Genomic DNA, 16,206 nt, shown 5'->3' with positions numbered 1-16,206 from the left:
GTCGGGATGCCGGACCCGCTGCGGCTGACCGGCCCCGGGTCCGGCCGTCTCCACGTCCTCGCGCGTACCGCGTCCCATCCCGTCCTCGCGCCGAGGGGGTGTTGCGAAAGTCCCGCACAGCACCCACGGCGCCCGGCACGCCCTCTCGCCGCACCGGATGAAACCCCAAGTACGTCCAGTACGAGGGCTTTCGTCCGGCACTCCCCCAGCCTTCGGCCGGGGGGACCCCCAGAGCACGCACCGGACACCGCGGGCACCGCACGGGACTTTCGAAACACCCCCTACCCCCCGTACCCGGCTGCACCGGCGCGACGTCCGCCCGAGCATCCTGGCGCTCCTGGAGCGGGTGCCGCAGACGGGCGGCGTCGTGAGGGCCGCCGCGTCCGAGGCGCCGGCGTGGAACCACCGCGCGGCCGCGCTCAGGGACGACGTGGAGCAGGAGGCCTACAGCGGGGTGACGTAGGCGCCCGCGATACCGCCGTCGACGAGGAACTCGGCGGCGTTGACGAAGGAGGAGTCGTCGCTTGCGAGGAAGGCGACCGCGGCGGCCATCTCCTCCGGTTCCGCGAAGCGGCCCACGGGGACGTGGACCAGGCGGCGGGCGGCCCGCTCGGGGTCCTTGGCGAACAGTTCCGTCAGCAGGGGGGTGTTGACCGGTCCCGGGCACAGCGCGTTGACGCGGATGCCCTCCCGGGCGAACTGCACACCGAGCTCGCGGGACATGGCCAGCACGCCGCCCTTGGACGCGGTGTAGCTGATCTGCGAGGTGGCGGCGCCCATGACGGCCACGAAGGAGGCGGTGTTGATGATGGAGCCCCTGCCCTGGCGCTGCATGTAGGGGATGGCGGCCTTGCAGCACAGGTAGACGGAGGTGAGGTTGACCTCCTGGACCCGCTTCCACGCCTCCAGGCCGGTGGTGAGGATCGAGTCGTCGTCGGGCGGGGAGATCCCGGCGTTGTTGAAGGCGATGTCGACGGAGCCGTAGGTGTCGAAGGCGGTCTTGAACAGGGCGTCGACCTGCTCGGGGTCGGTGACGTCCACCTGGACGAACAGGCCGCCGACCTCGGCTGCCGCCGCCTTGCCCGCCCTCTCGTCGATATCGGCGCAGACGACGTTGGCGCCCTCGGAGGCGAGGCGGCGGACGGTGGCCAGGCCGATGCCGCTGCCGGCTCCGGTGACGACTGCGGTGCGGCCGACCAGGCGGCGGCAGAGGACGGTCTCGGTCATGTTCAGTTCTCCTCGGTGCTGATGAAGACGTTCTTGGTCTCGGTGAAGGCGACCAGCGCGTCGGGGCCCAGCTCCCGGCCGAGACCGGATTGCTTGTAGCCCCCGAAGGGCGTCCAGTACCGCACGCTGCTGTGCGAGTTGACCGACAGGTTCCCGGCCGCGACCGCGCCCGAGACACGCAGCGCGCGCCCGACGTCGCGGGTCCAGATGGAACCCGACAGCCCGTAGTCGGTGGCGTTGGCCAGGCGTACGGCGTCGGCCTCGTCCTCGAAGGGCAGCACGACCGCGACGGGGCCGAAGATCTCCTCCGTGACCGTCCGGTCGTCGGGCGAGGTGGGGGCGAGCACGGTCGCCGGGTACCAGAACCCCTTGCCCTCGGGAGCTTCGCCGCGGATGACCACGGGGGCCCCGTCGGGGACGTAGGAGCGTACGGTCTCCCGCTGGGCGGCGGAGATCAGCGGTCCCATCCGGGTGTCCGGGTCCGCGGGGTCACCGACCCGCCAGGCGTGGACGGCCGGTTCGAGCAGCTCCAGGAAGCGGTCGTAGACGCTGCGCTGGACGAGGATGCGGCTGCGGGCGCAGCAGTCCTGTCCGGTGTTGTCCAGGAAGGAGGCGGGGGCGGCCGCGGCGGCCTTGTCGAGGTCGGCGTCGGCGAAGACGATGTTCGGGCTCTTGCCGCCGAGCTCCAGGGTCACCCGCTTCACGCCTGCGGCGCATCTGGCCATGATCTGCTTGCCGACCGAGGTGGAGCCGGTGAAGACGATCTTCGCCACGGCCGGGTGTTCGACGAGGGCGTTGCCCGCGACCCGCCCGGCGCCCGGCAGAACCTGGAACAGGCCCTCCGGCAGGCCCGCTTCCAGGCCCAGCTCGGCGAGGCGGATCGCGGTCAGCGGGGTCGTCTCGGCGGGCTTGAGGAGGACGGCGTTGCCCGCCGCGAGCGCGGGGGCGGCTCCCCAGGAGGCGATCGGCATCGGGAAGTTCCATGGTGCGATCACCGCGACGACGCCGAGGGGCTCGTGGATCGTGATGTTCATCCCGCCCGCGACGGGAATCTGACGTCCGGCCAGGCGCTCGATGCCGCCGGCCGCGTACTCGAACAGGTCGCGGGCGTTGCCGGCCTCCCAGCGGGCGTTGCCGATCGGGTGCCCCGCTTCGGCGACCTCCAGCCGGGCCAGCTCCTCGAGGTGCTCGTCGATGACGGCGGCGAAGCGGCGCAGCAGCCGGGCCCGGTCGCCGGGGGCGGCGTTCGCCCAGCTCGCCTGGGCCTTCACCGCCCGCGTGACCGCGGCGTCCACGTCGGACGCGGTGGACGCGAGGACGGTGGCGACGATCTCCTCGGTCGCCGGATTGAGTACGTGGTGCTCACTCAAGGCAGGTTCTCCAGGGATGGGGCGAGGCGGTGACGGGACAGAGGGGCGGGGCGCAGTTGCTGCCCGGGGGAGGAGGCAGGGGGAGGGGTCCGGGCAGGGCGCGGGGGAGGGGTCCGGGCAGGGGGCGGGGGAGGGGTCCGGGGAGGGGTCACATCCGCTCGAAGGACCGGAACCGCTCCCAGTCCGTGACGGAGGAGTCGAACGCGTCCAGCTCGACGCGCGCCATGTTCAGGTAGTGCTCGACGACCTCGTCGCCGAAGGCGGCGCGGGCGATCCGGCTGTTCGCCCAGAGCTCGGCGGCCTCCCGCAGCGTGGTGGGGACGTGCCGGGCGTCGCCGGTGTAGGCGTTGCCGGTGCACGGCTCGGGCAGCTCCAGCTCGTGCTCGACGCCGTGGAGACCTGCGGCGACCATGCCGGCGACCGCGAGATAGGGGTTCACATCTCCGCCGGGCAGCCGGTTCTCGAACCGGTGGGAGGGGCCGTGTCCGATGACGCGCAGGGCGCAGGTGCGGTTGTCGGGGCCCCAGGCGACCGCTGTGGGCGCGAAGGACCCGGGACGGAACCGCTTGTAGGAGTTGATGTTCGGCGCGTAGAGCAGGGTGAGTTCGCGCATGGCGGCGAGCTGCCCGGCGAGGAAGTGCCGCATGAGCTTGGACATGCCGTACTCGTTCTCGTCGTCGGCGAGGACCGGGTGCCCGGACTCGTCGCGCAGCGAGAGGTGGATATGGCAGGAGTTGCCCTCGCGCTCGTCCCACTTGGCCATGAAGGTGAGCGACATGCCCTCCTGCCCGGCGATCTGCTTGGCACCGGTCTTGTAGATGCTGTGCTGGTCGCAGGTGGTCAGGGCCTCGTCGTAGCGGAAGGCGATCTCGTGCTGCCCGAGGTTGCACTCCCCCTTGGCGGACTCCACGGTCATACCCGCCGCGCCCATCTCGTTGCGGATGCGGCGCAGCAGGGGCTCGACGCGGCCGGTGCCGAGGATCGAGTAGTCGATGTTGTACTGGTTGGCGGGGTTCATGTCGCGGTAGCCGCGCGCCCAGGCCTCTTCGTAGGTGTCCTTGAAGACCATGAACTCCAGCTCGGTGCCGGCGTAGGCGGTCCAGCCGTGCTGGGCGAGCCGGTCCAGCTGGCGGCGCAGGATCTGCCGCGGGGAGGCCACCACCGGGGAGCCGTCGTGCCACGCCAGATCCGCGAGCAGCAGGGCGGTGCCCGCGTCCCAGGAGGTGCGACGCAGCGTGGCCGGGTCGGCGTGCAGGGCGAAGTCGCCGTAGCCCCGCTCCCAGGAGGACATGGTGTAGCCGCCGACGGTGTTCATGTCGGCGTCCACGGCGAGCAGGTAGTTGCAGCCCTCGGTGCCGTGGTCGAGGACGTCGTCGAGGAAGAAGCGGGCGGCGAACCGCTTGCCCTGCAGCCGTCCCTGCATGTCGGTGAAGGCGAGGACCACGGTGTCGATGGCTCCGGAGTCGACGAGTTCTCTCAGTTCGTCGACGGAGAGCGGGGGCGTACGGTCAGCCATGCGGGTGCCTCCTGGCGTCAGTCGGTGAACTGGGAGCGCGAAGGCCGTCTCCCAGAGGTGCCGCACCGGATGGGGCAAAGGTATGCATGGAGACCTTTGATTGGGAAGGGGGTTCGGAGGATGGGCTGGGAGAGGTGCCGGTACGCGGCCGTCCCGGCGGTGTGAACCGCCCGCCGGACCGCGGCCCGCTCCTCGTGTGCAACCCGGAACACCTGGAACACTCCCGGCCGTGGCGCGAAGTGCTGGTGGAGGCGCTGTCGGACGGCGACGCGGACGGTGCGCGGGAGGTGGTGTGCGAACGCGGCGCGGGCGCCGTGCCCCTGCTGTGCCGCTTCCCGCCGTGAGGGCGGTGTGACTGATCATCTCCCGTCCTGGGTCTTGCGCTTCGCCTTCCGCCGAGTAAAGGTTTCACCTCGAACCTTTGGATCGAGGCAGGGAGCGGCCATGGCCGACGGCACCGACTCGCGTATCGCAACACCCTCCGCCCCGCCGGGTGGCGCCCCCACCACGGGGCCGTCGGGCGAGGACGCCTATCTGGAGCGGCGCACCCTGCGCCGCGGCAGCGCCGGCTGGCTGTTGCTGACCGGTCTCGGGGTGGCCTACGTCGTCTCCGGCGACTACGCCGGCTGGAACTTCGGCCTGGCCGAGGCCGGCTTCGGCGGCCTTGCCGTCGCTGCCGCTCTGATGGGCCTGATGTACACCTGTCTGGTCTTCTCCCAGGCGGAGATGGCGGCGGTGCTGCCCACGGCCGGCGGCGGCTACGGCTTCGCCCGCCGCGCTCTCGGCACGTGGGGCGGCTTCCTCACCGGCACCGCCATCCTGATCGAGTACATGCTCGCGCCGGCGGCCATCGCCGTGTTCATCGGGGATTACGTCCAGTCGCTGCACCTGTTCGGACTGCGTGCGGGATGGCCCGTCTACCTGGCCTGCTTCGCGATCTTCATCGGCATCCACCTCTGGGGCGTCGGCGAGGCCCTGCGCTTCAGCTTCATCGTCACGGGTATCGCGGTTGCCGCGCTGATCATCTTCGTTCTCGGAGCCTTCCGCCACTTCGACGCCGACCGGCTCAACGACATCCCGGTGCAGGCGTCGGCCTTCGGCGCGAACTCGTGGCTGCCGTTCGGTGTCCTGGGCATCTGGGCGGCCTTCCCCTTCGGCATGTGGTTCTTCCTGGGCGTCGAAGGAGTGCCATTGGCCGCCGAGGAGACCAAGGATCCGGCGCGCTCCCTGCCGAGGGCGATGGCCCTGTCCATGGGCATCCTGCTCGTCCTCGCGGTACTCACCTTCCTGGCCACCACCGGCGCACGGGGCTCCGCCGCGGTACAGGCGGAGGGCAATCCCCTGGTGGCGGCACTCGAGGGCGGCGGCGAGCCGACCCTGCTGAGCCGGTTCGTGAACTACGCGGGCCTGGCCGGGCTGGTCGCCTCCTTCTTCTCCCTCATCTACGCCGGCTCCCGCCAGCTCTTCGCCCTCTCGCGCGCCGGCTACCTGCCGCGCTTCCTGTCCCTCACCAGCCGACGCAAGGCCCCCTACCTCGGCCTGCTGGTGCCCGGCGCGGTCGGCTTCGCTCTCGCCGCCGGGACCGGCGACGGTGCGCGCATGCTCAACGTCGCCGTCTTCGGCGCGACCATCTCCTACGCGCTGATGGCGCTGTCGCACATCGCACTGCGCCGCCGCGAGCCCGACCTGCCGCGCGTCTACCGCACCCCGGGAGGCGTGGTCACCTCCTCGATCGCACTCGTGCTCGCGTGCGCGGCGCTCGCGGCCACCTTCCTGGTGGACCGGGAAGCCGCCTTCATCGCGCTCGGCGTGTACGGCGTGGCGATCGCCTACTTCGCCTTCTACAGCCGTCACCGCCTCGTGGCCTCCGCGCCGGAGGAGGAGTTCGCAGCGCTGGCCGCGGCCGAGGCCGAACTCGAACGCGACGCAACGCCACCCCGGTCATGACAGGAGAATCCGTGTCCAAGCCGCTGATCGGCATCAGCACCTACCTCGAGACGTCGGTGCGGTGGGGCGTGTGGGAGCTGCCCGCCGCCGTACTGCCGACGGGTTACCACCGCCTCGCCCAGAAGGCGGGCGCCCTCCCGGCACTTCTGCCCCCGGACGCCCCCGCCGCCGCCGAGGCGGTGGTGGCCCGGCTCGACGGCCTCGTGATCGCGGGCGGCCCGGATGTGGACCCCGGCCGCTACCGAGCCGAACGGCACCCGAGGACCGGGCCGGCCCACGCGGAGCGGGACGCCTGGGAACTGGCCCTGATCGACGCCGCCCTGGCGGCGGACAAACCGCTGCTGGGCATCTGCCGGGGCATGCAACTGCTCAACGTCGCCCTGGGCGGCACCCTCGTCCAGCATCTGCCCGACCGGGTGGGGCACGGCGGCCACTCCGGTCCGCCCGGATTCTTCGCCGCGCACCGCGTGCAACCCGTTCCCGGAACACTGCTGGCCGCGGTGGTTCCCGAGGAGGTGAGCGTGGCCACCTACCACCACCAGGCGGTGGACCGGCTCGGCAGCGGGCTGCTGCCCTGCGCACACGCCGAGGACGGCACGGTTGAAGCGATCGAACTGCCGACGGCGCACCCCTTCACGCTGGCCGTGCAATGGCACCCGGAGGTCGGCGACGACCTCCGGGTGATGCGGGCGCTGGTGACCGCAGCGGAGAAGGCATGAGCGACAACCTTTTCGGTGTGCCTGCCACCCATGCTCCGGCCAGGGTGTTCCCCTCCTGATTTTTCTCGTCAGGGTCTTGCGCTGAGTCACCCAAGGGTTAATGGTATCGCTTCACACCTTTGTTTCGAGGCGGGCAGCGACTCGCCGCGTCCCCTGCACCCACTGTGGCTACTCGAGGCCCTCGGAGGCATTGTGCCCATGGACAAGCATGTCCCGAGTGCGGACCTGCACGAGCGAACGTCCCCGCCGCTCAGCGACGAGCAACGGCTGCACCAACTCGGTTACGCTCAGGAACTGGCCCGTTCGATGTCGGCGTTCTCCAACTTCGCCGTCTCCTTCACCATCATCTCGGTCCTCTCCGGCTGCCTGACGTTGTACGGCTTCGGAATGAACACGGGAGGCCCGGCACTCATCACATGGGGGTGGCCCCTGGTAGGTGCCATGACACTGTTCGTGGGCCTGGCCATGGCGGAGGTCTGCTCCAGCTACCCCACCGCGGGCGGCCTGTACTACTGGGCGGCGAAGCTGGCGCCCTCCCACGGCCCGGCGTGGGCCTGGTTCACCGGCTGGTTCAACTTCCTCGGCCAGATCGCGGTGACGGCGGGCGTCGACTTCGGGGCCGCGTTCTTCATGAACGCGCTGCTGGACCTGCAGTTCGGCTTCGCCGCCACCCCGGCGCACACCATCATGCTGTTCGGGCTGGTGCTCCTGGCCCACGGCCTGCTCAACACCTTCGGCGTGAAGCTGGTCTCCTTCCTCAGCAACGTCAGCGTGTGGTGGCACGTCCTCGGCGTCCTGGTCATCGTGGGCGCGCTCGCCGTCCTGCCGTCCAGGCACCAGTCCGCCTCCTTCGTCTTCACCCACTTCGTCAACAACACCGGCTGGCACTCCGGCTTCTACGTCGGCCTGCTGAGCCTGCTCCTCGCGCAGTACACCTTCACCGGGTACGACGCCTCGGCACACATGAGTGAGGAGACGCACGACGCGGCCAAGGCCGGTCCGCGGGGCATCGTGATGTCCATCCTCGTCTCGCTCGTCGCCGGGTGGATCCTGCTGGTCGGTATCACCTTCGCCATCCAGGACTACGGCGGCGCCCTGGCCGGCAAGACCGGCGTGCCCCCGGCGCAGATCTTCATCGACGCGCTCGGTGCCACGGGCGGCAAGCTGCTCCTGCTCGTCGTCATCGGCGCGCAGTTCTTCTGCGGGATGTCGTCCGTCACCGCCAACTCGCGCATGATCTACGCCTTTTCCCGAGACGGCGCACTCCCCGGCTCCCGGGTGTGGCACCGCATCAACAAGCGGACCAGGACGCCGACCAACGCGGTATGGCTGGCGGCCGGCGGTGCCTTCCTGCTGGGGCTGCCCTACCTGTGGAACGCCACGGCGTACGCGGCCGTCACCTCGATCGCGGTCATCGGCCTGTACATCGCCTACGTCCTGCCCGTCTTCCTCCGCCTGGTGCAGGGCGACCGGTTCGAACGCGGACCGTGGCACCTCGGCCGGTGGAGCAGGCTCGTCGGCGTGATCGCGGTCGGATGGACCCTGTTCATCTCGGTGCTGTTCATGCTGCCGACGACCAGCCCGGTCACCGCGACGACCTTCAACTACACACCACTCGCGGTCCTCCTCGTCCTCGGCTTCGCCGGCGCGTGGTGGCTGGTCTCCGCCCGTAAGTGGTTCACCGGCCCGAGGGTCCAGGGCACGGCCGAGGAACTGGCCGCCATCGAACACGACATCCAGTTCTGACCGAACGGGGCACCGGACGGCCAGGATCAGCGCAGTCCGGCGAAGAGATCGTCCTCGGGCAGGGCCGCCCCGGTGGCGTCCTGGACACGTACGAAGGTCTCCATGCCCATCAACTCGCCGAACCGCTCCTTGCCCATCTTCAGGAAGAAGATGTTCTCGCCCTGGCTGGCGTGCGCGGCCAGCGCGTCGAACTTCTGGCCGCTGAACGCGGTGGTGTCCACCCAGGTGGTGATCTCCTCGTCGGGGAGGCCGATCTCGGCCATCGCGGCGGCCTCGGCGGGATCCGGCTCCGGCATGTCCGGATGGAACTCGCGCATGATCTCGCCGAACCGCCGCATCCCCGAGCGGGGCATCGTGGTCCAGTACACCTTCGGTGTCAGCGCGGTCATCTCCAGCGCCGCCATCGTGATGCGGTGGGCCTGGATGTGGTCGGGGTGGCCGTAGAAGCCGTTCTCGTCGTAGGTGACGACCACATCGGGGCGGTAGTGCCGCATGAGCTCCGCGAGCCGGGCCGCGCCTTCCTCCACGGGGGTCTGCCAGAAGGATCCGGGGGCGTCGTTGCTCGGCCAGCCGATCATCCCGGAGTCGGCATAATCCAGCATCTCCAGGTCGCTGATCTTCAGGACCTCACAGCTCGCCTCGAGTTCTCGACGGCGCAGCGAGGCGACCGCCGCCGGATCGTGCCCGGGATCGCCCGGCTTGGCGCCCCCCGGTCCGTCACCGCAACCGCCGTCGGTACACGTCACGAGAACCGTGCGGATGCCTTCCGCCGCATACCGCGCGAGGACCCCGCCGGTGCCGGTGGCCTCGTCGTCGGGGTGGGCGTGCACCGCCATGAGCGTCAAGGGCCGGTCAGTCATCAAAACAGTCCTCCTGCGGCAATACGTTCCTGGTCCGAGTGCGCGGTGGGCGTACCGCGATCCCGGGGTCCGGATCCTGTCGGCGCAGACGACCTCACGGTCTCCGGCGTCGCCGCCCGTGCGGCCCCGGCCCCTCGTCGATGCAACCATGCCGACCGGACCGGCTGTTCCCGAGGCCGGATTCCCGTCCGCAGGACGGCCGACCGGACCACGACGCCCGCACCTCCACGGGGAAGGCGCGGGCGTCGTGGTCCGGTGCCTGGAGGAGTGATCAGAAGGGGTGGTGGGCCTGCTGGGTGGCGATGGTCACCCAGCGGGTGTGGGAGAAGGCCTCGATGCCCCATCGTCCGCCGAAGCGGCCGTGCGCGGAGGCATTGATGTCGCCGAAGGGTGCGTGGGGCTGCCGGCGAACTGCACCTCCCGCCCGTGCCGGTTCAGCGTGTGGGGCGGCGCCATCACACCGGCGTTGTTGACCAGGACGTCCACGGTCCCGCGGTCATGCATCCCGGCGGCGAATGCCCTGACGGAGTCAAGGTCGGCCAGGTCCAGACGCCGCACTTCCAGGCGCGCACCGGGCTGGACATCGCTGATCGGCGCGGCGGCTCGACCGGTGGCCATACCGAGGCCGCTGTTGGCGCCGGTCACAACGGCCGTCCGGCCGTTCAGGTCAGGGATTCTGTCAGCGGTCCACTTGCTTCCTGCCATGATTCCCAGGCTGCCACTGATGACTCGATGAGTCAAATTCTTCCCAGTGGGACTGAACTAACGCGATGTAGCATATGGTGGTGGATACGACCAGAGCTCCCGCGGTCAACCTGGCCGAGCGCAAACGTCAGCTCGTACGCGATGAACTGACCGAAGCCGCCGTCAAGCTGCTGGCCAACAAGGGATTCGACGAGACGACGGTCGACCAGATCGCGGCCGCCGTGGGAATGTCGCGCCGCACGTTCTCCCGCTACTTCGAGTCCAAGGAAGACGTCATCGTGCACATGCTGGCGGGAGCCGGCACGCAGCTGTGCGCGGAACTGCGCGCCAGGCCCGCCGACGAGTCACCCGCGGTGGCATTGCGTCACGCTCTGTCGGTGTTCACCGCGATGATGGCCGGCGATCCGGCGAAGACACAGTGCCTGACCAGGCTGATCCTCGACACCCCGGCCCTGCTGGCCCGCTTCCTGGAGCGGCAGACGCACTGGCAGGACGAGATGACGACGATCCTGGCCGAACGCACCGGCCTCGCCCCGGAGGCCGACCTGTGGCCGAGGCTCGCCGCCGGTGTCGCACTCACCGCGTTCAACGCGTCGCTGCGTCGCTGGTCAGAGGGCGGCGGCACCGTCGATATGGACGAACTGGTCGACGAGGCTTTCACGGCCGTCGCGCCGACTCTCGGCCTCGCCATCGGCGCGAACTGACTCCCGAACCCCGTCTGCTGCCGACGGTGTGCGGTGCGGGCTGCCCGCGGCGCCCCGCACCGCACACCGCCTCAGCGGCAGGTCACCGCATGTTGTAGGGGTTGCGCTGCGCCCTCGCGCTTGGTGCAGATGTCCCAGTAGCGCTCGGCGATGGTGTCGGCCTGGGTTTCCGGGCCACCGGAGCCGATCCAGGCGAAGATCGGCACGTGCGCCGCGTACACGCCCGTGCCGGCGAGCATCTGGTTGAGCTTGAGCACGTAGGCCCGCAGGGCGGCCGTGGCAACGGCGATGTTGCCGAACTCCGGCGTCCCGGCGAGCGGGTCCACCGATGACCCGCCGGAGGTGAACAGGAGGGTGCCGGCGTCGCGTATGTTGCGCAGGCTCATCTCCTGGTCGCGCAGATGGAGGGCCATGGCGAGCATGTCGGCGTCGGTGACCCCGGCGCCGCCGATGGTCTTGCCGCGCTTCCGCGCGGACTCGTGGCCTTCGAGGGTGCGGTCGCGGATGTACTTGCGTTCCATGCCGGACATGGCCGGGAGCACGGTGAACGCGATGCCGGACGGGCCGTGTGAGCCCTTCCGTCCTCCGGTGAGGAAGTCCAGGCCGACGTCGCTCGCCTTCGGCTCTTCGGCGAGCATGGCGGGGTCGATGCCGCGGCCGAGGCGCTTGTGCTCGTGCACGACGAGGGTGACGGCGACACCGGAGGAGCGGATCTCCCCGGCGAGCTTCACGACGGCCTCCGGCTCCGGAGACCGGTTCGGTGCCGGCGCGCACGGGCCGGGACGGTTCGGTCCACGCCGAGCCCGGCTTGCGTACGGCGGGGGTCGGCACGCTGAGGATCTTGCCATGGGTCGGCCGGCCAACTCGCCCTCACACGCTGCGGTCGGCTGACTTCACGCGTAGGCCCGGCCGCGATCGGAGCCCCGGACCGGCATCGGGGCCACCGGGAACTCACCGGCACAGGGATCAACCCCGGCCACATGCCGCTGCGTGCAAGATGGATCACATCAGGCCGAGATTGACACGCTGTGTCATCTGGGCCATCGTGGGCCACATGCCGAGAGCGAGCGGACCGTCGGCCAGGTCCTCTTCCCCGGGGTCAACAGCGGCTTCGGTCCGGGCCGAATGGACGGACCGAGGTCGAACACCGCGCTGTCCGGCCTCGGCAGCCATGACGCCGGCGCGCCCGGCGCGCCGGGAGCCGCCCCCGACAGTCGGGCGCCTCGCTCGGCAGACCCTGCTGAACGCCCTCGTCACCACGGCGGTGGCCGGTCCCATGGCCGGTCGAGGTGTCTCGCCGGGCAACGAGGCCAACGGCGCCGGCACCGTCAGCACGGTCCAGCCGGGGACCGGTGTGGAGCAGACGGCGTCGTTCGTCCGCATGTCGGCTGACTCGTCAGACGGCCGGCACGAGTCGACCACGGCCGAGCCGGCATTCACGCACTAGGGAACGAGAGCGAGCAGTGTTCAAAGAATTCATGGGTCTCCCCCTGCACCCGCTTGCGGTGCACGCGGCGGTAGTGCTCATCCCGTTGCTGGCGCTGGGCGCTGCTGGATACGCCATGCTGCCCCGGTTCCGCCCCCAGTTGGGCTGGGTGGTGTGGGTGCTCGCGGTGGTGACTCCTCTCATGGCGATCGTCGCCCGGGAGTCCGGTGAAAGCCTGCAGGAAGTGGTCACCGAGAAGCACTACCCGAGCAGCGTGCTGCACAAGGTGGCGCAACACGCGGACTACGCCGACACGTTGCAGCTTCTCAGTCTGGGACTCGGTATAACGACCATTCTGTTGTTGCTGCAGGTTCGCTCGAAGCGCGGAGCCCGTATGCCACGCTGGGCGCCTGCGGCGCTCGTTGTCGTCGTGGTGGGCCTCTCCGGCCTCAATCTCGTCTACTCGTACCTGGCCGGCGACTCGGGCGCCAAGCTGGTCTGGACCGGCGTGCTCTGACGCGCCGTCGGGCTTCGGTCGCGGTCAGGCAGTTCGGCGCCGCTTACCGCCGTGCATGGCCGGCTGGTCCTGTGGCGTGCTCTTCCGAGCCCTGTGGCCGGGCAGTGAAGCCGTCCTGGTCGAGCTGGAGCAGTCCCTCCTGGATCGCCTTCTTCCCGTAGCGGGCCGTCCGGAGCCGTGAGGCTGATGCGCGGCAGCACGCGCTCCTCCGGGCACTCGCTCACCGCTGCAGCTGTATGCCGCTGCAGCTGTATGCGGGCCGAAGACGGCCTCGGGTCATGCCGAAGGGGCGGGTGCGTAGGCCACACCGGTCAGCTCCTCGGACAGCACCCACAGGCGGCGTGCGGTGTCAGGGTCCTCCGCCGCAGGGTCGGGGCGGACGACCGTGGGATGTCCGCGCAACTCCTTCCAGCCGTCGGGGCCGAAGAACTGCCCGCCCTCGACGTCCGGTGCCGTCGCGGCGTGCAGTTGGGGAAGCGCGCCGATCTCGACGTCCTGGGCGAACAGCCGGTTGACGAGGGCGCCTCCCACCCGGAACAGGCCGGTCGGGCCCGTGCGCTGGAGGTTGGTGGCCGTGATCCCGGGGTGGGCGAGCAGGCTGCGTACCGGGCTGTCGGCCGCGCGGAGCCTGCGGTCGAGTTCCAGGCCGAAGAGGACGTTGGCGAACTTCGACTGGTCGTAGTACTTCACGCGCTGGTAGTTCCGGGCGCCGGAGAGGTCGTCGAAGTGGATCTGCCCGCCGTGATGCCCGATCGAGCTGACGGTCACCACACGCGGGTCACGACCCTGCCGCAGCAGGTCCATGAGCAGGCCGGTGAGGGCGAAGTGGCCGAGGTGGTTACCGGCGAACTGTGACTCGTGGCCCTGGGGGCTCAGCGTTCGGGGTGGCGTCATGACACCCGCGTTGTTGATCAGGACGTCGACCTGCAGGCCGTCGACGTGTGCGCGGGCGGCGAACGCCTTGACCGAGTCCAGATCGGCGAGGTCGAGACGGCGGATCTCAAGGCTTGCGTCGGGATCGGCGGCGCGGATGTCGGCGGCGGCCCGGCGGCCCTTGGCCTCGTCGCGTACGGCCATGACGACGTGCGCACCGTGCCGCGCCAGGTGGCGGGTGGTGGCCAGGCCGAGGCCGCTGTTGGCTCCGGTGACGACGAAGGTCCGGGCCGTCAGGTCGGGGATGCGGGATGCGGTCCATTTGCTGTCTGACATGAGACCCAGGCTGCCGTCAATGACCCAGTGTGTCAACCAGGGCCTGGCGGGACTCGTCCGGCTCGGACCAGCATCGGTGTCGTGGGAGATACAGAGACGGCCCCGGCGGCCACCATGGCGGAGCGCAAGCGCCAGCTCGTGCGCAGCGAACTGGCGGAGGCCGCGGTCAAGCTGCTGGCCGACCAGGGATTCGAAGAGACGACGGTCGACCAGATCGTGGCAGCCGTGGGCATGTCGCGCCGTACGTTCTCGCGCTACTTCGATTCCAAGGAAGACGTGATCGTGCACATGCTGGCGGAAGCCGGCGTGAGGCTGTGCGCGGAGCTGAACGCCCGGCCCGCCGACGAGCCGCCCGCGGTGGCGTTGCGTCGTGCCCTGTCGGCGTTCACCTCGATGAGCGTCGGCAATCCGGCCAAGACGCTGCGCGTGAGCAGGCTGATCCTCCACACCCCGGCCCTTCTGGCCCGCTTCCTGGAGCGGCAGTCCCAGTGGCAGGCCGAGATGACCGGCATCCTCGCCCTGCGTGCCGGACTGGACCCGGACGTCGACCTGCGTCCTGCCGTCGCTGCCGGCGTCGCCCTGACGGCCTTCCAGGCCGCCCTGCGCCGCTGGGTGGACAGCGACGGCAGCGAAAGCCTGGACGAGGTCGTCGATCAGGCACTTGCCCTGGTTGGACCGGTGATCGAACTCGGGGTCGATGCGGGCTGACCGACTCCCGAACTGCATGTCGGCCCGTCACAGGGCGACTGGTCAACGCGCAGAAAAAACCCGGCTGCGGGCGGGATCCACAGCTCCTTCACGCACGGTTCGCGCGCACCTCTTCCGGGGCGACGCCGGCGGGCAGCGGGGCGAAGGCGGGGGGTCTCGTTGCTCCTGTCGGCGACCTGGCGCTGGGCGAGGACGCCCCCGGTGTGGGTCATGGCGGCCAGCAGGGCGATGGCCGGGGAGGTGGTGGTGCGCGAGCCGTGTACGGTCTTGCCGTCCAAGCGATCGGCCGCAGCCCGCCCGCGGAGGTGGGGGTATTCCGGGCAGTGGGGAAGGAGCCGATCGCGGCGTCCGGCGCATCACCGTCCAGACGGGCCAGCAGCCGGCGCACGGTGCCCGGGTGCGGCACCGGGATCCGGTCGGTCAGCGGGTCGGGCGCGAAGCCCAGGACTCACAACGCCCGGCGCGGAGCGTCGGCGAGCCATTCACCGATCGCGGTCAGCGACCGTGCACCGGCCAGGATGCTCGCCGCGGCGGCCGACAGCAGCGGGGCCAGCGGGTAGGTACAAGCGGCCCCGGCGACCCCTCGGGTCTGGTACGAGGGGCCAGGTAGTGGTGCAGTCGCACGGTATCGGCGACGGGCGCGGCGGCTTCGGCGCGGGTCAGTCGGTCCAGCACGCAGGGCATGGGAGACGATGCGGGGGCAGGCACGGTCTCGCTCGGTACTCATGGATCTCGACAACCACATGATCACCGGCGCCGTGCCTGCTTTGTTACCGGCCTGCACCGAGCCCGGACCGATCGCCTTCATACGAAGCCACTGGTCCCGCCGGAACCCGCTGACCAGTGATCTCGCCCGGACCCGCGCCAAGCTGCGGAACCCTCGCCGGATTCCGGAGCAGCTACGAAGCCTGCGGTTCGTCGGTGTTGGGATCAGCGCTTCCAGCCGACCCGATCAAGGTCCAGTCGTGCTTACGCGCGAACTCTCGGAACTCCTCCGAATTCAAGTCCATCGCCTTACCCTTGGCTTGAAGCTCAACCATATCTTCGATGAAGTGCTCGAAACCTCCGGGAACCGAGATCTGCAGAAGACGCGGCACGGTCTCCCCTACCGGCTTCACCGCATGGGGAATCCCTGCAGGCAGGAACATAAAGCTACCCGGGCCGACCTCATGCTGCTCGTCGTCAAAGGTCACCCGTAGCGTGCCTTCCAGCAGGAAGAAGAGTTCGTCGGCGGTGTCGTGGATGTGGAGCGGGAGCTCGTGGTTCACCGAGACCTCAAGGACTGAGTACTGGCCGTCGGTATGGGCGGCCCCCGCTTTGAGCAAGTACAGCGGTGCGATGTTGACGCGAGTTTCCAGACCCTCGCCTGGTCCAAGTTTGATGAATCGAGCCTTCTTCGAGGATCGATCGGAATTGGTCTGCTCTGCATTCATCTTTGGAACTCCTTTTCTCGTGATTCGACCACTTGTACATCGCCGGTGGGGCGGTCAGGGCGGAGAAGTGAGCAGTGGGGGGATGGGGCCCGGTGATCTGTGACGAACCGGCCCCCCGT

The 16,206-nt window shown here is 69.8% G+C and carries 14 protein-coding genes and 2 pseudogenes; 8 read left to right on the top strand and 8 right to left on the bottom strand.

Going from position 1 to position 16,206, the window contains the following annotated elements:
* Positions 1-444 precede the first annotated feature (444 nt).
* The 3 genes from U5640_RS00560 to U5640_RS00550 all read right to left on the bottom strand — a co-directional run bounded on the left by U5640_RS00560 (position 445) and on the right by U5640_RS00550 (position 4,113).
* Positions 445-1,227, bottom strand: coding sequence for a 3-oxoacyl-ACP reductase (locus tag U5640_RS00560; protein WP_340373819.1), 783 nt, complete (start codon positions 1,225-1,227; stop codon positions 445-447).
* Between the two features lie 2 nt (positions 1,228-1,229).
* The gene (locus U5640_RS00555; RefSeq protein WP_340373818.1) at positions 1,230-2,597 is read right to left on the bottom strand and encodes an aldehyde dehydrogenase family protein; all 1,368 of its coding nucleotides are present in this window, start codon (positions 2,595-2,597) and stop codon (positions 1,230-1,232) included.
* A 148-nt stretch (positions 2,598-2,745) separates the two neighbouring features.
* The gene (locus tag U5640_RS00550) at positions 2,746-4,113 is read right to left on the bottom strand and encodes a glutamine synthetase family protein (protein WP_340373817.1); all 1,368 of its coding nucleotides are present in this window, start codon (positions 4,111-4,113) and stop codon (positions 2,746-2,748) included.
* Between the two features lie 185 nt (positions 4,114-4,298).
* On the opposite strand from U5640_RS00550, the pseudogene U5640_RS00545 reads away from it, so the two are divergent.
* The 4 genes and pseudogenes from U5640_RS00545 to U5640_RS00530 form a co-directional block, all read left to right on the top strand.
* Positions 4,299-4,457 (top strand): annotated as a pseudogene (locus U5640_RS00545) (FadR family transcriptional regulator); the annotation flags it as partial.
* 100 nt (positions 4,458-4,557) lie between these two features.
* Positions 4,558-6,060: an ethanolamine permease gene (gene eat / locus U5640_RS00540; protein ID WP_340373816.1), complete on the top strand. Its 1,503-nt coding sequence runs from the start codon at positions 4,558-4,560 to the stop codon at positions 6,058-6,060.
* Positions 6,057-6,779 (top strand): gamma-glutamyl-gamma-aminobutyrate hydrolase family protein, encoded by a 723-nt coding sequence (locus U5640_RS00535; protein WP_340373815.1) that lies wholly within the window; start codon positions 6,057-6,059, stop codon positions 6,777-6,779. The genes eat and U5640_RS00535 overlap by 4 nt, the downstream gene beginning before the upstream one ends.
* A gap of 198 nt (positions 6,780-6,977) precedes the next feature.
* Positions 6,978-8,525 carry an amino acid permease gene (locus tag U5640_RS00530; RefSeq protein WP_340373814.1) on the top strand — a complete coding sequence of 516 codons (1,548 nt, stop codon included), beginning with the start codon at positions 6,978-6,980 and terminating at the stop codon, positions 8,523-8,525.
* A 26-nt stretch (positions 8,526-8,551) separates the two neighbouring features.
* Here the strand turns inward: U5640_RS00530 and U5640_RS00525 are convergent, their stop codons facing one another.
* Both U5640_RS00525 and U5640_RS00520 read right to left on the bottom strand, forming a co-directional pair.
* Positions 8,552-9,385: a PIG-L family deacetylase gene (locus U5640_RS00525; protein WP_340373813.1), complete on the bottom strand. Its 834-nt coding sequence runs from the start codon at positions 9,383-9,385 to the stop codon at positions 8,552-8,554.
* A gap of 399 nt (positions 9,386-9,784) precedes the next feature.
* A pseudogene (locus U5640_RS00520) lies at positions 9,785-10,090 on the bottom strand (short-chain dehydrogenase); the annotation flags it as partial.
* Between the two features lie 80 nt (positions 10,091-10,170).
* Between U5640_RS00520 and U5640_RS00515 the strand changes: the two are divergent.
* Entirely contained in the window at positions 10,171-10,794 is a 624-nt protein-coding gene (locus tag U5640_RS00515; RefSeq protein ID WP_340373812.1) for a TetR family transcriptional regulator, read from the top strand.
* Positions 10,795-10,865: 71 nt separating this feature from the next.
* Here U5640_RS00515 and U5640_RS00510 read toward each other — a convergent pair whose 3' ends face one another.
* Complete coding sequence (locus U5640_RS00510; protein WP_340373811.1) at positions 10,866-11,525, bottom strand: recombinase family protein; 660 nt, start codon at positions 11,523-11,525, stop codon at positions 10,866-10,868.
* Positions 11,526-11,965: 440 nt separating this feature from the next.
* On the opposite strand from U5640_RS00510, the gene U5640_RS00505 reads away from it, so the two are divergent.
* Positions 11,966-12,241: a hypothetical protein gene (locus tag U5640_RS00505; protein ID WP_340373810.1), complete on the top strand. Its 276-nt coding sequence runs from the start codon at positions 11,966-11,968 to the stop codon at positions 12,239-12,241.
* 16 nt (positions 12,242-12,257) lie between these two features.
* Positions 12,258-12,737 (top strand): DUF2231 domain-containing protein, encoded by a 480-nt coding sequence (locus tag U5640_RS00500; RefSeq protein ID WP_132888400.1) that lies wholly within the window; start codon positions 12,258-12,260, stop codon positions 12,735-12,737.
* Between the two features lie 276 nt (positions 12,738-13,013).
* Here U5640_RS00500 and U5640_RS00495 read toward each other — a convergent pair whose 3' ends face one another.
* Positions 13,014-13,946, bottom strand: coding sequence for an oxidoreductase (locus U5640_RS00495; protein WP_340373809.1), 933 nt, complete (start codon positions 13,944-13,946; stop codon positions 13,014-13,016).
* Positions 13,947-14,060: 114 nt separating this feature from the next.
* On the opposite strand from U5640_RS00495, the gene U5640_RS00490 reads away from it, so the two are divergent.
* Positions 14,061-14,654, top strand: a complete 594-nt coding sequence (locus U5640_RS00490; protein WP_340373808.1) for a TetR family transcriptional regulator — start codon at positions 14,061-14,063, stop codon at positions 14,652-14,654.
* 899 nt (positions 14,655-15,553) lie between these two features.
* On the opposite strand, the gene U5640_RS00485 is transcribed toward U5640_RS00490, so the two are convergent.
* Positions 15,554-16,087, bottom strand: a complete 534-nt coding sequence (locus tag U5640_RS00485; protein WP_340373807.1) for a cupin domain-containing protein — start codon at positions 16,085-16,087, stop codon at positions 15,554-15,556.
* Positions 16,088-16,206 lie beyond the last annotated feature (119 nt).

Source organism: Streptomyces sp. SS7, from assembly GCF_037993025.1.
In the GTDB taxonomy this organism is placed as follows: Bacteria; Actinomycetota; Actinomycetes; order Streptomycetales; family Streptomycetaceae; genus Streptomyces.
Note: the sequence above shows the minus strand (reverse complement) of the source record. Positions and strands in the feature narration are given on the sequence as shown.

What these genes read in the sequence shown, in the direction of transcription:
- U5640_RS00560 (WP_340373819.1), bottom strand. Translation starts at nt 1,227, where the DNA reads ATGACCGAGACCGTCCTCTGCCGCCGCCTGGTCGGCCGCACCGCAGTC.
- U5640_RS00550 (WP_340373817.1), bottom strand. Translation starts at nt 4,113, where the DNA reads ATGGCTGACCGTACGCCCCCGCTCTCCGTCGACGAACTGAGAGAACTC.
- eat (WP_340373816.1), top strand. Translation starts at nt 4,558, where the DNA reads ATGGCCGACGGCACCGACTCGCGTATCGCAACACCCTCCGCCCCGCCG.
- U5640_RS00535 (WP_340373815.1), top strand. Translation starts at nt 6,057, where the DNA reads ATGACAGGAGAATCCGTGTCCAAGCCGCTGATCGGCATCAGCACCTAC.
- U5640_RS00530 (WP_340373814.1), top strand. Translation starts at nt 6,978, where the DNA reads ATGGACAAGCATGTCCCGAGTGCGGACCTGCACGAGCGAACGTCCCCG.
- U5640_RS00525 (WP_340373813.1), bottom strand. Translation starts at nt 9,385, where the DNA reads ATGACTGACCGGCCCTTGACGCTCATGGCGGTGCACGCCCACCCCGAC.
- U5640_RS00505 (WP_340373810.1), top strand. Translation starts at nt 11,966, where the DNA reads ATGACGCCGGCGCGCCCGGCGCGCCGGGAGCCGCCCCCGACAGTCGGG.
- U5640_RS00495 (WP_340373809.1), bottom strand. Translation starts at nt 13,946, where the DNA reads ATGTCAGACAGCAAATGGACCGCATCCCGCATCCCCGACCTGACGGCC.
- U5640_RS00490 (WP_340373808.1), top strand. Translation starts at nt 14,061, where the DNA reads ATGGCGGAGCGCAAGCGCCAGCTCGTGCGCAGCGAACTGGCGGAGGCC.
- U5640_RS00485 (WP_340373807.1), bottom strand. Translation starts at nt 16,087, where the DNA reads ATGAATGCAGAGCAGACCAATTCCGATCGATCCTCGAAGAAGGCTCGA.